General features: G+C 48.2%; 12 protein-coding genes. 5 read left to right on the top strand and 7 right to left on the bottom strand.

Features of this window, described 5'->3' with window-relative positions; all coding sequences use genetic code 11:
• The first annotated feature begins 40 nt into the window (after window positions 1-40).
• The 4 genes from Q366_RS21930 (at window position 41) to Q366_RS20205 (ending at window position 7,708) form a co-directional block, all read left to right on the top strand.
• Window positions 41-922, top strand: coding sequence for a PDC sensor domain-containing protein (locus Q366_RS21930; protein WP_035237989.1), 882 nt, complete (start codon window positions 41-43; stop codon window positions 920-922).
• Window positions 923-998: 76 nt separating this feature from the next.
• Complete coding sequence (locus tag Q366_RS21935; protein ID WP_245619911.1) at window positions 999-2,579, top strand: hybrid sensor histidine kinase/response regulator; 1,581 nt, start codon at window positions 999-1,001, stop codon at window positions 2,577-2,579.
• 550 nt (window positions 2,580-3,129) lie between these two features.
• Complete coding sequence (locus Q366_RS08305) at window positions 3,130-5,724, top strand: hybrid sensor histidine kinase/response regulator (protein ID WP_035237991.1); 2,595 nt, start codon at window positions 3,130-3,132, stop codon at window positions 5,722-5,724.
• Window positions 5,725-5,755: 31 nt separating this feature from the next.
• Entirely contained in the window at window positions 5,756-7,708 is a 1,953-nt protein-coding gene (locus Q366_RS20205; protein WP_051957916.1) for a methyl-accepting chemotaxis protein, read from the top strand.
• Window positions 7,709-7,835: 127 nt separating this feature from the next.
• Here the strand turns inward: Q366_RS20205 and Q366_RS08315 are convergent, their stop codons facing one another.
• The 6 genes from Q366_RS08315 to Q366_RS08340 all read right to left on the bottom strand — a co-directional run bounded on the left by Q366_RS08315 (window position 7,836) and on the right by Q366_RS08340 (window position 15,326).
• Window positions 7,836-8,504, bottom strand: coding sequence for a class I SAM-dependent methyltransferase (locus Q366_RS08315; RefSeq protein ID WP_035237992.1), 669 nt, complete (start codon window positions 8,502-8,504; stop codon window positions 7,836-7,838).
• Entirely contained in the window at window positions 8,505-10,250 is a 1,746-nt protein-coding gene (locus Q366_RS08320) for a radical SAM protein (RefSeq protein WP_035237993.1), read from the bottom strand. It abuts the gene before it with no gap.
• A gap of 9 nt (window positions 10,251-10,259) precedes the next feature.
• The gene (locus tag Q366_RS08325; protein ID WP_169742944.1) at window positions 10,260-12,296 is read right to left on the bottom strand and encodes a TonB-dependent receptor plug domain-containing protein; all 2,037 of its coding nucleotides are present in this window, start codon (window positions 12,294-12,296) and stop codon (window positions 10,260-10,262) included.
• Window positions 12,297-12,371: 75 nt separating this feature from the next.
• Window positions 12,372-13,475, bottom strand: coding sequence for an ABC transporter substrate-binding protein (locus Q366_RS08330; RefSeq protein ID WP_035237996.1), 1,104 nt, complete (start codon window positions 13,473-13,475; stop codon window positions 12,372-12,374).
• A gap of 16 nt (window positions 13,476-13,491) precedes the next feature.
• Window positions 13,492-14,511: a FecCD family ABC transporter permease gene (locus tag Q366_RS08335; RefSeq protein ID WP_051957917.1), complete on the bottom strand. Its 1,020-nt coding sequence runs from the start codon at window positions 14,509-14,511 to the stop codon at window positions 13,492-13,494.
• Window positions 14,512-14,528: 17 nt separating this feature from the next.
• Window positions 14,529-15,326 carry an ABC transporter ATP-binding protein gene (locus Q366_RS08340; RefSeq protein ID WP_035237997.1) on the bottom strand — a complete coding sequence of 266 codons (798 nt, stop codon included), beginning with the start codon at window positions 15,324-15,326 and terminating at the stop codon, window positions 14,529-14,531.
• Between the two features lie 575 nt (window positions 15,327-15,901).
• Between Q366_RS08340 and Q366_RS08345 the strand changes: the two genes are divergently transcribed.
• Window positions 15,902-16,801: an NAD-dependent epimerase/dehydratase family protein gene (locus Q366_RS08345; protein WP_035237999.1), complete on the top strand. Its 900-nt coding sequence runs from the start codon at window positions 15,902-15,904 to the stop codon at window positions 16,799-16,801.
• A 124-nt stretch (window positions 16,802-16,925) separates the two neighbouring features.
• On the opposite strand, the gene scpC is transcribed toward Q366_RS08345, so the two are convergent.
• Window positions 16,926-18,473 (bottom strand): succinyl-CoA:acetate CoA-transferase ScpC, encoded by a 1,548-nt coding sequence (gene scpC / locus Q366_RS08350; protein ID WP_035238001.1) that lies wholly within the window; start codon window positions 18,471-18,473, stop codon window positions 16,926-16,928.
• Window positions 18,474-18,837: the final 364 nt, after the last annotated feature.

Here is an 18,837-nt window from a genome sequence, read left to right on the forward strand (position 1 = left end):
TGAAAGGTCGTGATAAATTATGATAATCCCGAGAAAAGTAATGAAGACCTCTTCAAAACTGTCTTTATTCTTCATCATCCTGGTCATCATTACGGTTACTGTCATTGCGATATATATCAACAAAAACAGCCGGCGTGAATTACGGCACATGGCTGCCAGGCAGTATGGCATTCAGCAGCTCATGGAAACAAAATTGGTGGCATCGGCCATTGAAAAATACTTTGACCGGTTTATTTTTGATCTTTATTTTATGGCACATACCGGCCGGGATCTGTCTTCAATTCCGCCTTCTGATGAATTGTTTTATAAACGAGACAAGGTGTTGCCCAAAGTTACCTCCATACGATTTTTAGATACAAAGGGGCTGTTGACATTTATTTATCCCAGTGACGGGTTTCGCGGGAAATTGATTGGCAAAAGATACCATACTGAGGAGTATTATAAGAAAGCATTGTCAACTGGAAAAATAGCGATTTCCAGTTTTATTTACAATGAAAAAAATGAGCCGAGAATCAGGATCGCCATTCCCGTTTTTGAAAATGACCCGGCCATACACCGGATCAAAGGTGTTTGGGTGGGGTCCTTTGATCCGATAACTGTTTTAACGACGATTATAACCCCCATTGTACCCGAAAAGGCTGTTGAATATGCATGGGTTCTGGATTCGCAAGGTTGTTTTCTCATACATCCCGTTAAAGAGTTTATAGGAAAAAACAGTTTTGGTGCCAGGACGAAAAAAAACCAGGCCTTTTCATATGAAAAAATAGAAAAAATTCAGCAAAAAATGATACAGGGCCATGAAGGTACGGATACCTATACCTCTGGCTGGCATCAAGATCAAAAAGGGTATATTGAAAAATTTGTGGCCTATTCACCGGCAAAAATAGCGGATTCAAACTGGTCCGTAGCAATTTGCCCTTGATACAATCATTGAAAAAACAGAGACATACCACGATTATACCCTGTTTTTCATTGTTACTATTTTTTCGGCAGGAGGGATGCTTTTATTCAGAAACAGCTACCAGCGGTATCGTTTGTACGAACAGTCACTGAAATTCAATGAACAGAAACTCAGTGCAATTACCCAGGCATCACCGGTGGGGATCTGTCTGGTTAAGCAGCGGAAAATTTACTGGGCAAACGAGACCTTGCACGCAATGTTCGGATATGAGTATGATGATCTTGTGGGAAGAAACACCTCAATATTTTACCCGGATAACGCCACATATCAGAAGATAGATAAAGAACTCTATTCGGATCACTCCTCATTTAAACCGTCCCGGTTGACAAGCCCATGCATCAAAAAGGATGGAACCCTTTTTCATTGTTCATTGAGAAGTTGTCCTTTAAATGCAGCCGACCACTCACAAGGATTCATCGTGGTGATTGGCGATATTACCGAAATATTAACCGTTGAAAACGAAAATATACGGCTGAAAGATCATATTATCCGGACCCAGAGAATGGAGGCCATTGGTATCCTGGCAAGCGGCATTGCCCATGATTTCAATAATATCCTTTTCCCGATTACAGGATATGTTGAAATCCTGCTGATGGATACGGCCAAAGACAGTGATACCCATAAGCATCTGATGAGTATCCTTAAAGCATCAAACCGGGCCAAAAAACTGATCAATCAGATTCTCTCGTTCAGCAGGCAAAAAAAGCATGAAACTACCCAGGTCCTGGTTCAGCCCATTGTCAAGGAAACGCTGAACCTTTTGAAAGAAACCATTCCCAAAACCATCAATATCGTCCAGCAGATCGATAAAAATTGCAGCCCCATACTGGCGGACCCCACCCAGATTCATCAGGTTATCATGAATTTGTGTACAAACGCATACCAAGCCATGGAAAACAGGGGTGGAACGCTCAGGGTGGAACTTTGTGAAACAGACATTGATGAAAATGAGTTACCCCGTTTCCTGGAGCTGCAACCTGGCAGATACTTGCAATTGTTAATTTCCGATACCGGCGTTGGTATGGAAAAAAAAGTTGCTCTGAAAATATTCGAGCCCTATTTTACAACCAAAAAAGCAGGAAAAGGCACTGGACTTGGTCTGTCGGTTGCCCATGGCATCGTTAAAAAAGCAGGAGGGGATATTAAAGTGGTCAGTGAGCCGGATAAAGGCACCTGTTTCTACATCTATCTGCCTGTTTTGGATTCACACACGAAAACCACAGCTCTTCCGGTTGACGAAAACAACTGCATAAAAGGAACAGGGCATATTCTGCTGGTAGATGATGAAGAACCGATTGTGAATATGGAAAAAAAATTTCTTCAGCGCATCGGTTATGATACCACTGCCTGTACAAGCAGTGGCCAGGCCCTTGAGATATTGAAAACCAATCCGAATACATTCGACCTGGTGATAACGGATCTGACAATGCCTGGGCTCACAGGTGACGAGCTGGCCCGGGAACTCAAGAAAATTAATCCCGATATTCCTGTAATTATCTGCACGGGGTTGGAAAAAAACGATAGAAAGGCGTGGATGGATTCTGATAATGTCAAGGAATTCTTAATAAAACCTGTAAATATGAAGGAGCTGTCAAGATTGATATCAAGAACGATTTGATTACGATATGGACATCCCTGACTTCAATGTCATAAACTTAAGCATTGAGTATTTTATTTCACCATGAAGGACATGAAGAGCATGAAGAATATATGCCGGAAAATCAATCTTCATGTCCTTCATGCTCTTCATGGTTTTAATTCGGAAGCATCTTAACTTTATGACATTGTCCCTGACTTGGATATATTCTGTCTGAGCAATATGCAGCAGCAGCAGGTGATGGTGGTGGTTAAAGGCCGTCACCCCGTAAAAAACATTTGCACCTTGAAAACAATCTTGACATCTATTCACAACAATCAAAGCACTTTGATGTCATACCCTGTACCGCCACATGTTTAACATTCTATGAAGGACATGAAGGTTGATTTCCCGGTATAGATTCTTTATGTCCTTCATGGTGAAATAAAATACTGTGGCGCTGGGTTCTATATAATATGCCATAAAAATATGGCATAAAATTTGCTGAATAAAATTTACTAACAAGTTGCTAACAATCATACTTAGATAAAGGGATATCAATGTTTAAAATACAAAACCGGGGACTAAAATTATGATAATCCCGAAAAAGGTAATGAAGACCTCTTCAAAGCTGTCTTTATCCTTCATTATCCTGGTCATCATTACGGTTACTGTCATTGCGGTATACATCAACAAAAACAGCCGGCGTGAATTACGGCACATGGCTGCCAGGCAGTATAGCATTCAGCAGCTCATGGAAACAAAAGTAGTGGCAACCGCCATTGAAAAATATTTTGACCGGTTTATTTTTGATCTTTATTTCATGACAAATACCGGCCGGGATCTGCCTTCTGATGAATTGTTTTATACCCGGCATAAGGGGTTGCAGAAAGTTACCTCCATACGATTTTTAGATACAAAGGGGCTGTTGACATTTATTTATCCCAGAGACGGGTTTCGCGGAAAATTGATTGGCAAAAGATACCATACTGAGGAGTATTATAAAAAAGCATTGTCAACTGGAAAACTATCGATTTCCAGTTTTCTTTACAATGAAAAAAATGAACCGAGAATCAGGATCGCCATTCCCGTTTTTGAAAATGACCCGGCCATACGCCGGATCAAAGGTGTTTGGGTGGGATCCTTTGATCCGATAACTGTTTTAAAGACGATTATATCCCCCATTGTACCCGAAAAAACTGTCGAATATGCATGGGTTCTGGATTCGCAAGGTTGTTTTCTCATACATCCCGTTAAAGAGTTTGTAGGCAGAAGCAGTTTTTCTGCCAGGGAGGAAAAAAACCAGGCCTTTTCATATGAGAAAATAGAAAAAATTCAGCAAAAAATGATACAGGGCCATGAAGGTACGGATACCTATACCTCTGGCTGGCATCAGGATCAAAAAGGGTATATTGAAAAATTTGTGGCCTATTCACCGGCAAAAATAGCGGATTCAAACTGGTCCGTAGCAATTTGTTCTCCGAAAAATTCCCTTGATGCAATCATTGAAAAAACAGAGACATACCACGATTATACCCTGTTTTTCATTGTTACTATTTTTTCGGCGGGAGGGATGCTTTTATTCAGAAGCAGCTATCATCGGTATAGTTTGTACGAGCAGTCACTGAAATTCAATGAACAGAAACTCAGTGCAATTACCCAGGCATCACCAGTGGGGATCTGTCTGGTTAAGCAGCGGAAAATTTACTGGGCAAACGAAACCTTGTACACAATGTTCGGATATGACTATGATGATTTTGTGGGAAAAAGTACCTCAATATTTTACCCGGATAACGCCACATATCAGAAGATAGGTGAAGAAGTCTATTCTTATTCCACATTAAAACCGTTCCGGTTGACAAGCCCATGCATCAAGAAAGATGGAACCCTTTTTCATTGTTCATTGAGAAGTTGTCCTTTAAATGCCGCTGATCACTCACAAGGATTCATCGTGGTTATTGGCGATATTACCGAAATATTAACCGTTGAAAACGAAAATATACGGCTGAAAGATCATATTATCCGGGCCCAGAGAATGGAAGCCATTGGTATCCTGGCAAGCGGCATTGCCCATGATTTCAATAATATCCTTTTCCCGATTACCGGATATGTTGAAATCCTGCTGATGGATACTGCCAAAGACAGTGATACCCATAAGCATCTGATGAATATCCTGAAAGCATCAAACCGGGCAAAAAAACTGATCAATCAGATTCTTTCGTTCAGCAGGCAAAAGAAGCATGAAACAACCCCGGTCCTGGTTCAGCCCATTGTCAAGGAAACGCTGAATCTTTTGAAAGAAACCATTCCCACAACCATCAATATCGTCCAGCAGGTCGATATGAACTGCAGTCCTATAATGGCGGATCCCACCCAGATTCACCAGGTTATCATGAATTTGTGTACAAACGCATACCAAGCCATGGAGAACAAGGGTGGAACACTTAGGGTGGGACTTTGTGAAATAGACATTGGTGAAAATGAGTTACCCCGTTTTTTGGAGATAGAACCTGGCAGATACTTGCAATTGTCAATTTCCGATACAGGCGTTGGCATGGAAAAAAAGGTTGCGCTGAAAATATTCGAACCCTATTTTACAACCAAAAAAACAGGAAACGGTACTGGGCTTGGTCTGTCGGTTGCCCAAGGCATCGTTAAAAAAGCAGGAGGGGACATTAAAGTAATCAGTGAACCGAATAAAGGCGCCTGTTTCTACATATATCTGCCTGTTTTGGATTCATACACGGAAATCACATCACTTCCGGCTGCCCAGGACAATTTCATAAAAGGAACAGGTCACATTCTTCTGGTAGATGATGAAGAAGAGATTGTAAATATGGAAAAAGAATTTCTTCAGTGCATCGGTTATGATACCACTGCCTGTACAAACAGTGGCCAGGCCCTTGGGATATTAAAGACCAATCCGGATACATTCGACCTGGTGATCACGGATCTGACAATGCCTGGGCTCACAGGTGACGAGCTGGCCCGGGAACTCAAGAAGATTAATCCCGATATTCCTGTGATTATCTGCACAGGGTTGGAAAAAAATGATAAAAAGGAGTGGATGGATTCTGCTGCGAACATTAAGGCATTCTTAATAAAACCCGTGGATATGAAGCAGCTGTCAAGATTGATATCAAAAACGATAAACGGCCCCGCTAGGATAGAAAAACGCGTAGGATAGAAAGTTTCTTTAAAACAGGAGAGTAAAAACCATGTCAAACCGTATTAAACTTGGAACGAAAATAAGTGTTGGATTCGGCGTTGTTCTGGTATTGCTGCTGGTGGTTGCCGCCGCAGGTTTTAACGGACTTTCACGGGTCGTCAGGCAAATGACCGATGCCATTGACACCGGAAATCTGACCATGACCATGTACGAGTCGCGGCAGCAGGAAAAAAACTTCATCCTTTGGGGTGATGCGTCCTATGTGAAGGCTGTCATCACGCAGTCGGATTTACTCAAAGAAGAAATAAAAGCAATCAAGGCACGTTCAACTGATCCCAAAACCCTTGGGCAGCTGGATGACATGGTCGAGATGGCGGACAAATACCGACAGGCATTTGATACCTATATTACCCTGGAAAACAGCATAAAAGAAGCGGATGCGGCAATGGTCACATCGGCGCGGCAGATGGAAGCAGCCGCCAAAGTCATTCTTAAAGCGGACCGGGCTGAATGTGAACGCCTGATTGCCCAAAATGCAGATCCAATTCAGATTACAAATTTGATGAAGCGCGCTGAAAATACCGAGGCCATCATCCGCCAGTTGCTGCAATGCCGCCGTCATGAAAAAAATTTTTTGATCCGCAAAGAGGAATCCTATTTCATAAAAGTCAATCACATTCTTGATGAAATCGTTGCAAAAGGAAAGACTGCCAAACCGATAATAGAGGCAGCAGATGCATACCGCCAGGCTTTTTCCAAGCTTAAGGCACTGAAAGATTCACAAAACAAAATTAACGCGACCATGGTGGAATGCGCCCGCAAAGTCCAGAATACCGTCAAGATGTCCCTGGACGGCCAACAGCGGAAAACAGACCAGCAAATCATCAACGCAAAACGGCTGATTATCGGGATTGCGCTCCTGGCCGTTGCCATGGGGGTTGGAACAGCCTTTTTGATCAAGCGAAGTGTTGTTTTTCAGCTTGGAGGGGATCCTGCAGATATTGTTGATATTACCAACAGCATTGCAAAGGGGAACCTGGCTGTCCAATTTGACCCGGCAAAGAATACCGGTGTGTATAACAACATGAAATATATGGCTGAAAATCTGATCCATATGTTCAAAGGTATTGCAAACGACGTAGATATTTTGACGGCCTCTTCCGCAGATTTGTCTGCCATTTCGGAACAGATCACGGCAAATTCGGAGCAGACTGCGGAAAGGTCCAATAATGTTTCTGCCTCTGCCGAGGAAATGGCAGCCAATATGAACTCTGTTGCAGCCGCCACCGAACAGACCTCTGTCAATATCCAGATGATTGTTGCTGCCGCCGAACAGATGTCATCCACCATAAATGAAATCGCAGGCAACACGGCCAAAGGCAGCGAAACAACAGCCAGGGCTGTGGAAACAGCAAAGCAGGTATCCTTAAAGGTAGATGATCTTGGAAAGGCGGCATCCGAAATCAGTAAAGTGACAGAAACCATTGCCGACATATCAGAGCAGACCAACCTGCTGGCCCTTAACGCAACCATTGAGGCGGCAAGGGCCGGTGAGGCAGGCAAGGGCTTTGCCGTTGTGGCCGGGGAAATTAAAGCCCTTGCCCAGCAGACAGCCGAGGCAACCAGGGAAATAAGCGACAAAATTGCAGGCGTTCAGACAACAACCAATGAATCTGTTACCGCCATTGAATCCATCGTGGGAATCATCAATGAGATCAATGAAATCGTTATCACGGTTGCCACTGCCATTGAGGAGCAGGCTGCCACAACCCAGGAGATAGCAAACAATGTTACCCAGGCTTCACAGGGTATCCAGGAGGTCAATGAGAATGTAACCCAGACTACTGCTGTGGCCGCTGAGGTTACAAAGGATATTGCCGAGGTCAGCAATGCGACCCATGAAATGAATAAAGGCAGCAGGCAGATTTATACCAGTGCCGGCGAATTGTCCAGACTGGCTGAGAACCTTAATACAATGGTACGCCGGTTCAAGCTGTCCTAGGACCGCAAATTTTATCAATTGAACGAAATTACTTGGCTCATCTACTATAGGTTGCATCAAAGGTGCAATAGGCCTGCTATTGAACCTTTGATGCGCCTTTTCGGCTCTTTTTATTTGATCTGCGGTCTTAATTTTCACGCTTTGACAGAACGATCCAGAATCCGGTGTCGTCATTAATGATCCGGTGGCTGTCACAGCTCAGTTCCGAAAACATTTTTTCAAACCGCGTAAGACCGTTATCATCGGTTTTCTTTTTGGCGTAGCAGTCCCAGGACGGGTCTATTTTCGCCATCTCTTCAATGACGTGCTGCCTCAGCTTAAGGCTTCCGAATCCGCCGCCGATATATGTGCCGCCGCCAGGGGCAAGCACTCTTAGGATTTCTGCAAAAGCCCCTTTCAGATCATCCCAGAAAAACATGGAGCCTCGGCTGACAATCAAATCAAATTCTGCGTTTTCAAAGGGCATGCCATGTACATCCCCGGCCGTCGTGGTGATCTGTTTTTCAAGACCGGCCTGCCGGATGTTTTCCCGGGCAATTTCCAGAGAATCATCGGAAAAGTCAAAGGCTGTCACGGGCATTCCAGGGACGGCCTGGGCCACAGCCATGGCAAGCATGCCGGGTCCTGCGCCAAGATCCAGGCATCTGCCATGGCGAACGCCGGTGGCGTCCATGGCGTTTCGGGCAATGACCGGATAGATGGGCCGGAATGCGGTTTTGGCGATGCGGTCCATGTGAAGGGCGTTTTCCCGGTTAAAGGCGGGATTTCGTGTTTTTGTCCAGTTGTTGTCGCTCATTTACTGTTTTTCCTCCCAGGGAAAAGCCGGCAGCCGGCCGTTGTTAAAGGGATGCCCGTAAAAGGTGTTGTAAAAAGTATCTGCTTCTTTTTTAAGGTCAAATTTGAAAATAGACGGATGAATGATATTGGCCAAAGCCATGAGTCCCAGGATCCAGTCCGGATTGGTGGAACTGCGGAAGGGATGCAGGCCGAATATTTTTTCTTCCCGGATCGCCGGGGCAGACAGGCTGTTATTTTTGCACCAGGCAATGACATCTGCCGGGGGCCAGGCCAGGGTGTCTGCCACCACAATAATCTGCGGGGCCATATGACCGAATTCCCGGGGATCAATGGTGATGCCCGGCCGGCTCTCTTTGCGTGCCATCTGGTTGGTCAGATCGCCCCCGGCTGTCCGGGCCAGACAGGATTCCATTTTTTCCCCGAACATGGCGATGAGGGGATGGCCCAGGCAGTAGTAGACCCTGGGCTTGGGAACGCCGCGGGTCTGCTCCCGGATCTGCCTGACCTTTTCTCCGACATACTCCCGGAAAAAGGCGGCCCGGGCCCGGGTCTCTGTTACGTCCGCAAAGGTATCCACGGTGTCGAAATAGGCGTCAATCCGGTTCAGCCGGGCGTAGAGGCCATCGATCAGGTCCGAGCGCACGGCATCGGCCATCACCGTGTCGGCCACGGCCTTGTCCTTTACCCCGAGAACGCCCAGGATAGCCCGGATCATGCTCATGGCGTTCACGGTCCGGTACCCGCCGAAATATCCCGAGAGCCGGGACCGGGTCTTTTCATGAATTTTTCCTTTCAGCGGCAGCTGATACCCGCAGGAACACCGGCCTTTGGACTGGTACTTGTAGAGGTTGGCGCACATGGGGCCGAAGAATCCCCGGGCCATAATCACCTGTCCGCATTCCGGACAGGTTGAGTTCAAAAAGCCTGTGCCCGGCGTGTTGAAAAGGAAGACATGGTCAAGGTGCTGCCCCAGGCGCCGGCACAGGGCTTCGGCTGCCATGACCCTTGGCTCGTCATCCAGATCGCTGTTGCCAAAGGGCATAAAACGCATGACCTGGAACGGGATCTGCCTGGACAAAGAGGCGATGAACCTGGCGGTTTGTTCAATCTCATCCTCCCGACCCTTTTTATACACTGCCGAGATTTCCACATGGATCCCTTTTTGGTGAAACAGCCGGATGTTCCGGAAGATGGGATTAGTGTCCCTGATCCCGCAGGCCGCGCATACCTCCGGGGAAGTTCCCTTGATCCCGATGTTGACAAAGTCAAGAAAGGGGGTGATTTTTGACATCGCCCATTCCGTCATGTAACCGTTGGTGGCGCACCCGGCAAGAAGCCCGCGTTCCTTTGCCATCCGGGCCAGCCGCATAAAGGTGAAAAAGGACACCGTAGGTTCGTTAAAGCAGAACATCACGCCCCTGGCACTGGTTTGTTCCGCCCGGTCTATGACCTGTTCCGGGGTCATCTCCTGGAATTGTCCCCGGATGGCGCCCAGATGGTCCGTGATGATTTCGGACACGCATCCGGGGCAGGTGAAGTTGCAGCCCACGGTGCAGACCTGAAGAAAGGTCCCTTTGGGATGGTAATGCACCATGGGCATGGATTCAATGGCGGTGTCCACGGCAGCCAGGTACCGGTCCGGGAACTGTTCCCGGATGCCGCGGGCATCCGCCGTCATCATCCCGCACCGGCCGGTTCCCTGCAGCGGAATCTCACATTTTTGTTCGCAGATCATGCATTTCATGGGTTTTTCCTAGAACTGCAGCGTCAAGCCGGCCAGAAAGTTAAATCCGGGCTCTGAACCGTTGGTTTCGTAATAATCCTTATCCAGCAGATTGGTGCCCAGCACAAAAAGTTCCGGTTCCATTCTGGCTATTTTGGGCAGCTTCTGGGTCAGCTTCAAATTGACCAGGAAATAGTCGGGCAGTTTTTCCCATTCATAGGTGTCGGAATTCTCCCAGTACTGGCGGCAGTTATAGGTGGTGTTCAGGTCGGCGGTGAGTCCGAAGGCAAACCGGTACCCAAGGCCTGCATTGAGGCGATGCCGGGGCCGGCCTTCCAGGTCCCGGCCGTCATTGGATTTGTCTTCGGTGGAAAGATAGGTGTAATTCAGATTGATATCCATGGCCTTGGACACGGGTATGGAAATGCTGGCCTCAGCCCCGTAGATCACTGCTTTGTTAATGTTGACATAGGCCTTTTCGCCAGCCACATTGATGGTGTCGATCAAGTCGTCCACATCGTTATAAAAAAAGGCCAGGTTACCCTTGATTTTTTCCGTCAGCATGTGTGTGACACCCGTTTCATAGGCCAGGGTCTGTTCCGGCTGAAGATCGGGATTGCCGCCCACAAGATCCGAGTACAGTTCTTTTAAGCTGGGGAAACGCGTTTTTTGGCCCACGGATGCATGAACGCTTGTATCCGGGCTGATGCGGTATATGGCACCGATCTGGGGATTAAAGGTATCGGCCTGCCCGGGTGCCGGCTGGGAAGAGGTCTTTGTGGGTTCAAACACGTCGTAGCTCACCCCTAACACCAGGGAAAGGCGGTTAAAAACCGTGAATTCGTCTTCCACGGCCAGGGTCCAGGTCTGTGCCGTGTATTCTTCCTCCGGCTCCCAGCCCACGGACGACGATCCTTTGATAACAGACCAGCAGTCGTCACTTAAGTAGTTGCCCTCCTTGTGGTTGTCTTCCATGAAATTGGCACCGATGCGAAGCGTGTTCCATGACGCTAAACTCAGGGCCGCCTGGATTTCACCGCCCATTGAATCGTCTTCATAATAGCTTTTTTCAAACCATTTTTTTCCGCCTGTGGTGTGACTGGCATCCCAGCTCACATCTGTGATGCCGTCTTCATGATTGACGTAGAACAGCCTTGATTTTAATTTGAGCAATTGTGAAAATCGATGCTCCCCGGCCAGGTTAATCTGCCATTGCTTCCAGTGGTCATAGGCCCAGTACCGGTTGTAGAAGGTGGGGATGCCCCTGTCATTGTCCACGTAGTCAAAGGAGAGATAGAGCCTGGACTCTCCGCCCGGATCATATCCCAGCTTCATGTCCAGGTTTTTTTTCTGGTAATCACTTAAATCCCTGGCACCGCCGTCCTCATTGTACTGGGTGCCCAGCCCCGTGTCTGTGTTGCCGGCGTCAAAATCACTTGACAGGCGGTAGCCGTCCGAGGTCTGGTAGCCGGCACCGATCCAGTAGTTCACAACGCCGTCGTTTCCCAGGACCCCGCCGTGGCTGGCGGAATAATGGGCTGTGTCATAATCGCCAAAGGACGCGCTAAAGGATGTTTTAGGCGTTTTTGTTCCCTTTTTGGTAATAATGTTAATCACCCCGCCCATGGTGTTGGAACCATACAGTACGGAGCTTGCGCCTTTGGTAATGGTTATTTTGGATATGGCATCGGCCGGGAGCATGGATAAATCCACGGTGCCGAAGTAGTTCTCCCTGGCCGGGACCCCGTCAATGAGAATTTTTACCTGGCGTTGTTCAAAGCCGCGGATGTTGACGTGGGCATCGCCCTTGCCGCCAAACTGGACATATACCCCGGGCAGGAATTCCAGGGCCTCGGCTGCTGTGGTTGCACCTTTGGCGGCAATTTGCGCCATGGAGACCTCGGTGACTGTGGTTGCCTGATCCACGGTCTCCTTTTTTGCCGTAATCACCACTTCGCCAAGTTCAAAGATCTGTTCGTCTGTTGTATCGGCCGTTGCCGTTGTGGATACCAGCAACAACAGCACCACAGGACATACACATTTCAAAATTTTCAACATTCGCCTCATCTTTTTTTCTTCTCTCCTTATGGACTGGGGTTCCTTTGCTGATGGTTCGTACCCATCATTCATGGTTGGAACAGGTTATGGTGTTGTGCCTGATGGCCCAGGCGGCAGATGTGCCAGTATCTGCCGGGCCTGATCCGGGGTCAGGTCGTAATGGTAAAATCGGGCATAGTAGGCGGTAAGCTCCCGGACCAGATCCAGGTCCGGGAACTTACCGGGATGGAACAGCTTGGCCAGATAAAGAATGCACAGAAAGGATTCCGTTGAAAAATGGCTCCAGTAAAACTGTCCCTGGGGGGTCATAAAAACTTTATTTTCCTTTACGGCGGTTACGTTTTTCAGCCGGGCATCGGACAGAACCGGTGCCACCGTGGGCAGGGTACTGACCATGATAATATCGGGGTTCCACAGAATCAGCTCCTCCGTGGACACGGAGACAAAATAGGAGGGTTCGTCATGGGTGAGCATGGTGCCGCCGGCAGCGGTCACAATCCAGTCCGCCGTGGCATGGCGGGTCTGGGTGCCGATGGGGCCGTTGACCTGGCCGCAGAACCAGAACACTTTGGGCCGTCCGGATTCAGGAATCCGGGTTGTCACCTTTGTCACGCTGCGGATTTTTTTGTCTGCATAGGTGCAATAGGCCTCAGCAGTCTCCTTGGCCGTGCCGCCCAGCACCTGGCCGTAAAACCGCATCTGGTCATACCAGTCTGCAAGAAAGTCTTCCAGGGTATGCAGGCGCCTGCTGCCGTTATAGGCGACGACCACGGGAAGTCCTGCTGCACTCATCCGTTCAATCTGTTTGGCAAAGGGATGGTAGATCACAAGGTCTGTTTTCAGGCTGAGCAGGGCCTCTACATCCGGGGAGCCGTAGTGGCCCAGGACCGGTATCCCGGCCAGACCGGGATTAATGACAAAGTTCCAGGGCAGGGCCACATTGGCCACCATGGAAATCCGGTCCGTGGCGCCCAGGGCCAGTAACTTTTCATAGCTTGGCCCGAAAAGGCAAGCAACATGTCTGGGGATCTTGGGGATCCGGACCTGCCTGCCGGTGCGGTCCGTAATTATCCGGAGGGCGGTGTCATCTGCCAATGCCTTGGATCCGCAAAACAGGAAAACTGCACAGATCATGAGCAGCACTTTGGGAACCAGGGCGGAAAATCCAATTTTAAAAGATTGATTCATGGAGGTCTCTCGTTATTTAGTGGTTGTTCCAGGCACTGGCATTGTTGCGGATTAAAAGAAATCCGAAACAGGGCGCCCCAATGGCAGCGGTTAAAATTCCCACGGGAATTTCACCCCCTGGCAGGGTCCTGGCAAGAGTATCCATCGCCAGCATGAAAATGGCGCCCAGAAGTGCTGAAAAGGGGATCAGGCGCTCATGCCCGGCACCGGCCAGCATCCTGGCCATGTGGGGAATCAAAAGTCCCACCCATCCGATACTGCCGCAGGGCGCTGTGGCCGCTGATACCATTAACGTGGCCATGATAATATATACCGTCTGCCGGCCGGCCACATTAATGCCCAGGGCCAGGGCCTCCTCCTGGCCCAGGGACATGGGGTTGAGCCCCCAGCTCATGAACAGATTCGCCACAAGGCCTGCGGCAATCAGTCCGCCGCCCCAGGTGACGTCGGCCCATGATATGCTGTTAAAGGAGCCCATGGTCCAGAACACAATGGCGGGAAGCTGGCCCAGGGGGTCTGCCTTGCATTTGATGTATGATAATCCTGCCACAAAAAGGGAAGAAATGATCACGCCTGAAAGGACCAGGGTGGTGATGGAGCGGTCCCCCCGTTTTCCGATCTGGCAGGTGAGGCCCACGGCAATAAGCCCCCAGGCAAAGGCGGAAAACTGAATGACCAAAGCAGACCCGGAGAAAAACAGCAAGCCCAATGCCGCACCCAAATTGGCCCCTGAAGTAACACCCAGAATACCCGGAGATACCAGCGGATTTTTAAACAGGCCCTGGAATACGGCCCCTGACACGGACAGGCCCGCTCCCACCAGCAGCGCCATGACAATCCGGGGCAGCCTGACGGACCAGAGCACAAGGGCCGGGCCAGAAAGATCTGCCCCCTTGTCTTGCCAGCCGACAGCACAAAAAAATAGCCGGGCCAGGGTCGAAAGATCCATGGGATACTTTCCCGTTGACAGGGCCAGAAGGGCGGTACATCCAAGGATGATCAAAAAAAACAAGTACAGGGGGAGAGATTTTGCCACGGAGGTTCAACCCTTTTTTAAAACATGACGTCCCCGGTTGCATTGCTCCGGGGAATGACCAGGCAGCCGCCGGGGGTATCACCGGTTACCATGACCTGTATACCGTACACCGATTCAAGGGTATCTTCACAAAAGACATCCCGGACCGGGCCGCTTCCACAGACCCTTCCTTGTTTAAGCATCACAATGTCGTCGCAATACCGTGAGGCCAGGTTGGGATCATGAAGGGTGATTATAGTGGTCAGACCTTTTTCCTTGGTGACGGTCCGGACCATATCAAGCATGAGGTGTTGATTTTTAAAATCCAGGTGGGCCGTGGGTTCATCCAAAAGAAGGATGGAGGGCGACTGAAACATGGCCCGGGCCAGGAGGACGATCTGCTTTTCGCCGCCGCTTAACGAATTGTACATGCGCCTGGCCAGCGCTTTGGCTCCTAAGTCTGCAAGGGCCTGCTCTGCGCCGGCAAAATCTGATTTTGACGGGCGCTGCCACATGGCCAGCCCCGGTGCCTTTGCCATGACCACCATATCCCTGGCGGTAAAGGAAAAAATGGCCCCGGTCTGCTGGGGGACCACTGCCATAATCCGGGCCAGAATTTTTCTGGGCATCCCGGCCACGGGCCGGCCGGACAGGCTCACATACCCTGACCGGGGATGAAGAATGCCGTTCATGCATTTGAACAGCGTTGTTTTTCCCGATGCATTCGGGCCGAGCAGGCCTGAAACCATGCCCGGTTCCGCCGTCAGGCAGACATCTTGCAGAACCGGGCCGGTGCCGTAATCAAACCAAAGATGGTGAACGTCAAGAAAGGCCATGCTGTTCCCTTTTCTCGTTGTTAAAACAAATTTATACCAAAAATGTATCTTTATAAAATATTATGTAATTTTTAGACTACATTTTGTTGAGCACAGGAGTACTATTAGTCCGTTTGTTTTGTCAATAGCTAATTAAAAACGTCAAATATAAGGGCAGGGGATGATATAGCCGGGGAGTCGTAAAGCGTGGTACTTCTGATTTTGTTCCAGTTATTTATTTTGCGTTCCTTATGTCTAAATACCTATTCAAGGAGGATTGGCAGGTTGTTATTTTTCAGGGGCAATTAATTTTGATTGACTTTCTTTTTTGTTTCATTGTTTATAGGAGTGGAAATTAATCGCCGTAGAAACGGCTGGAAAATTAGACATCAACATTTATTTTTTCCGGGATAACAAGGATAAATCCTGGAAGTATCATACCTTAAATTTGAAGCCAGGAAGGTTTTTCATTGATGCGAATGGAAAAATTCCGGCTTTTTTTTGTCTTTTTCCAATGTCTCTATTATCAGGGTGTCAATGGATCACCCCAAAAAAATTGGATCAATCCAACACAAACCACAAAATAGGTAATACTTATGAGATGTTTAGTAACCGGAGGAACCGGATTTGTCGGTTCCAACTTGACTTTGGCGCTTCAGGAACAAGGAAACGAGGTCATTATTACAGGGCATGAATCTGAGCAAGTCCTACCTGGATTCAAGGGAAAATGTTTGTATCCGGGTCTCCTTGGCATAGATTGGGAGGCCATCGGAAAAATTGATGTTCTTTTTCACCAGGCCGCAATTAACGGTACAAGAGTCAATGATGAAAAAGAGATTATGAGAGCCAATCTTGAATCATCAATTCAATTATTCAAATATGTCATGGCCCATGGATGTAAAAAAATTGTTTACGCCTCATCAACAGCAATATATGGCAACAACCCGGCACCTTACCGCGAAAGTGATTCCCCTGATCCGCAAACACCATATGCCAGGGCAAAAAAATTACTGGATGATTTTTCCATGGAACTTGCAGCCGGAGATGCAGACCTCACCATTGTCGGACTTCGATATTGCAATATATTCGGGCCAAGGGAAAACCATAAAGGAACCAGGGCCACAATGGTATATCAATTTGCCCAGCAGATGCAAAAAGCAAATCCAAAGCTTTTCAAGTTCGGAGATCAAAAAAGAGACTACATCTATGTCAAGGATGTTGTAAAAGCCAATATACTTGCATCAAAGGCAAAGGAAAGCTGCATTGTCAATTGCGGGTCGGGGAAAGCAACCTCTTTTAACCAGATCGTTGAACATCTCAATCTTGTTCTCGGCCTGAACAGGAAACCGGAATATATAGAAAACCCTTTTGAGGACGCATATCAAAATTATACAGAGTGTGACATGTCCCTGGCAAAAGAAAAAATCGGTTTTGTTCCCGAGTACTCATTTGAAAAGGGCTTAATGGATTACTATCATTCAGGTTTTTTAATTTGAGCGTCACAACGCGCCTGAATTTTAAATTTAGAAAATGAATTCAAAAAAAACGACAGTAAAATAAAAAGCCCCGCCAGGTTTTGGCGGGGCTTTGGCTTCCGGTAAGGCGGTTTTGCGCTTTGTTTTATTTTTCCCAGAAACGCATGGTGCCGTTTTGTGCGAAGTTGATGTGCATTTTGTAACACTCGTCCAGCAGCTGAGGTTCATGGTGACCACCGGTTGCCTTGGTGGAGCGCTCAAGGTAATCGGTGAGGTAATCTTTGTACGCCGGATGTGCGCATTTGTCGATAACTTCGCGGGCGCGGTCAATTGGCGCCATACCACGCAGGTCAGCCAAACCCTGCTCGGTAACCAGGACATCAATGTCGTGCTCGGTGTGGTCGACGTGGGGAACCTTGGGAACAACACCGGTGATGCCGAATTCATCAACCTTGGTCGCACGGCAGGAGGGACAGTGCATCATGGAGATATAAGCGTTGCGCTCAAAGTCGCCGGAACCGCCGATACCGTTCAACATGCGGGTACCGCCTGCGTGGGTGGAGTTGGCATGAGCATAGAAATCAAATTCAAGCGGCGTGTTCATGGAAATAACGCCCAGACGACGGATGAGTTCCGGGTTGTTGGAAATCTGCTGGGGACGCATCAGAACCATGTTTTTATAGGTATCGAATTTTTCCCACCAATCGACAAATGCCTCATTAGACAGCGACAAGGAGGTACAGTTGATGTACTTGCATTTGCCCGAATCAAGGAAGGGCAGGAAGGTGTCCTGCAGAACCTCGGTGAAGACGACCAGATCTTCGAAGGGACTTGCGGTCAGTCCACCCACAACGGCATTGGCAATGGAGCCCACACCGGATTGCAGAGGCAAAAGGTTCTTGGGCAGCCGGCCGGCCTTCACTTCAACCTTGAAGAAATCAACGATGTTGTCCGCAATTGCCTGGGCCACATCGTCTGTGCCGCGCAGCGCACGACCGTTGTCAGGCAGCTTGGATTCGACAATGGCGATGATCTTGCTCTTGTCGGTCGGAACCCAGGGCGTACCGATACGCTGACGCACATCAGTAACCGGAAGAATTTTTCGATACGGAGGCAGGTCGGTCAAGAGAATATCGTGCATGCCTTCGAAAGAGGGCAGGCCGGTATTGATTTCGACAATAATGTTTTCAGCGACATCAATGATTTCAGGCGCAGTACCGACGGCACCGGAAAGAATGATATCGCCATTCTCGGTAATGGCGGATGCTTCAATAACCCCGAGGTCGAGTTTGCCGCCCTTATCCATGGTGTAAAAACCGTATTTCAAATCCTGGGCAAACATGGAAAGGTGTTTGTCGCCCATGCGAATCTGGCCTTTGTTAATGGCTTTTCCCAGTTCTTTGCCTGTCTGGTAGGGCCAGCGACGATCAATCATGTTTAATGAGGCCATGCGATCCTCAACCTCGGCACCGACAGACGCACCGATAAACAGGTTGAGTCTTAACTTGCCTTGCAGATTGTTTTTTTCAACGTGGTCACACAGAGCAATGGGTACAACTTTCGGATAGCCGACCGGGGTAAATCCGGACATGCCGACATTCATACCATCTTTGAAGTACTGAATACAATTTTCAGGGGTTGTTACCTTGCTGAGCAGTTCTTTACAACGTACGCGTTCTTCTAATGCAGACATACGCTCTCCTTCATTGAATGTTACTTACGGGGTGATCGAAGAGATTCCCCACTGAAGTAGCCGCAACACATCGACTATCTGTCAAATACCGGGGAACCGCGCCAGTTAAAGGGCCATACCGAAAAAGGGTTTTAATAAAATACGCTTATAATTAAGTGAATACTTTTATATAATGCGTCGGCAAGCAGAGTCAAGAAATTTTTTTGGGGCCGGGTTCCAACTTCGCCATTTAACCAGAGAGACGAAGTCACCAAAATCACTTAAAAAGTCATGAAATATCCCGGTTAGGGACTCGGAAAAGATAAATGCCACAGATTTTGCGCCGAATTTTTGTTCGTATTCAAGGCGCGGCTCAGGGAGCATA

The sequence above is a fragment of the Desulfobacter vibrioformis DSM 8776 genome (genome assembly GCF_000745975.1).
Lineage (GTDB): Bacteria > Desulfobacterota > Desulfobacteria > Desulfobacterales > Desulfobacteraceae > Desulfobacter > Desulfobacter vibrioformis.

Bases quoted from the DNA above. Each gene is read 5' to 3' on its own strand.
- Q366_RS08340 (WP_035237997.1), bottom strand. From the start codon at position 15,326: ATGGCCTTTCTTGACGTTCACCATCTTTGGTTTGATTACGGCACCGGC.
- Q366_RS08305 (WP_035237991.1), top strand. From the start codon at position 3,130: ATGATAATCCCGAAAAAGGTAATGAAGACCTCTTCAAAGCTGTCTTTA.
- Q366_RS08330 (WP_035237996.1), bottom strand. From the start codon at position 13,475: ATGAATCAATCTTTTAAAATTGGATTTTCCGCCCTGGTTCCCAAAGTG.
- Q366_RS08345 (WP_035237999.1), top strand. From the start codon at position 15,902: ATGAGATGTTTAGTAACCGGAGGAACCGGATTTGTCGGTTCCAACTTG.
- Q366_RS21930 (WP_035237989.1), top strand. From the start codon at position 41: ATGAAGACCTCTTCAAAACTGTCTTTATTCTTCATCATCCTGGTCATC.
- scpC (WP_035238001.1), bottom strand. From the start codon at position 18,473: ATGTCTGCATTAGAAGAACGCGTACGTTGTAAAGAACTGCTCAGCAAG.
- Q366_RS08320 (WP_035237993.1), bottom strand. From the start codon at position 10,250: ATGAAATGCATGATCTGCGAACAAAAATGTGAGATTCCGCTGCAGGGA.
- Q366_RS08315 (WP_035237992.1), bottom strand. From the start codon at position 8,504: ATGAGCGACAACAACTGGACAAAAACACGAAATCCCGCCTTTAACCGG.
- Q366_RS21935 (WP_245619911.1), top strand. From the start codon at position 999: ATGCTTTTATTCAGAAACAGCTACCAGCGGTATCGTTTGTACGAACAG.
- Q366_RS08325 (WP_169742944.1), bottom strand. From the start codon at position 12,296: ATGAGGCGAATGTTGAAAATTTTGAAATGTGTATGTCCTGTGGTGCTG.
- Q366_RS20205 (WP_051957916.1), top strand. From the start codon at position 5,756: ATGTCAAACCGTATTAAACTTGGAACGAAAATAAGTGTTGGATTCGGC.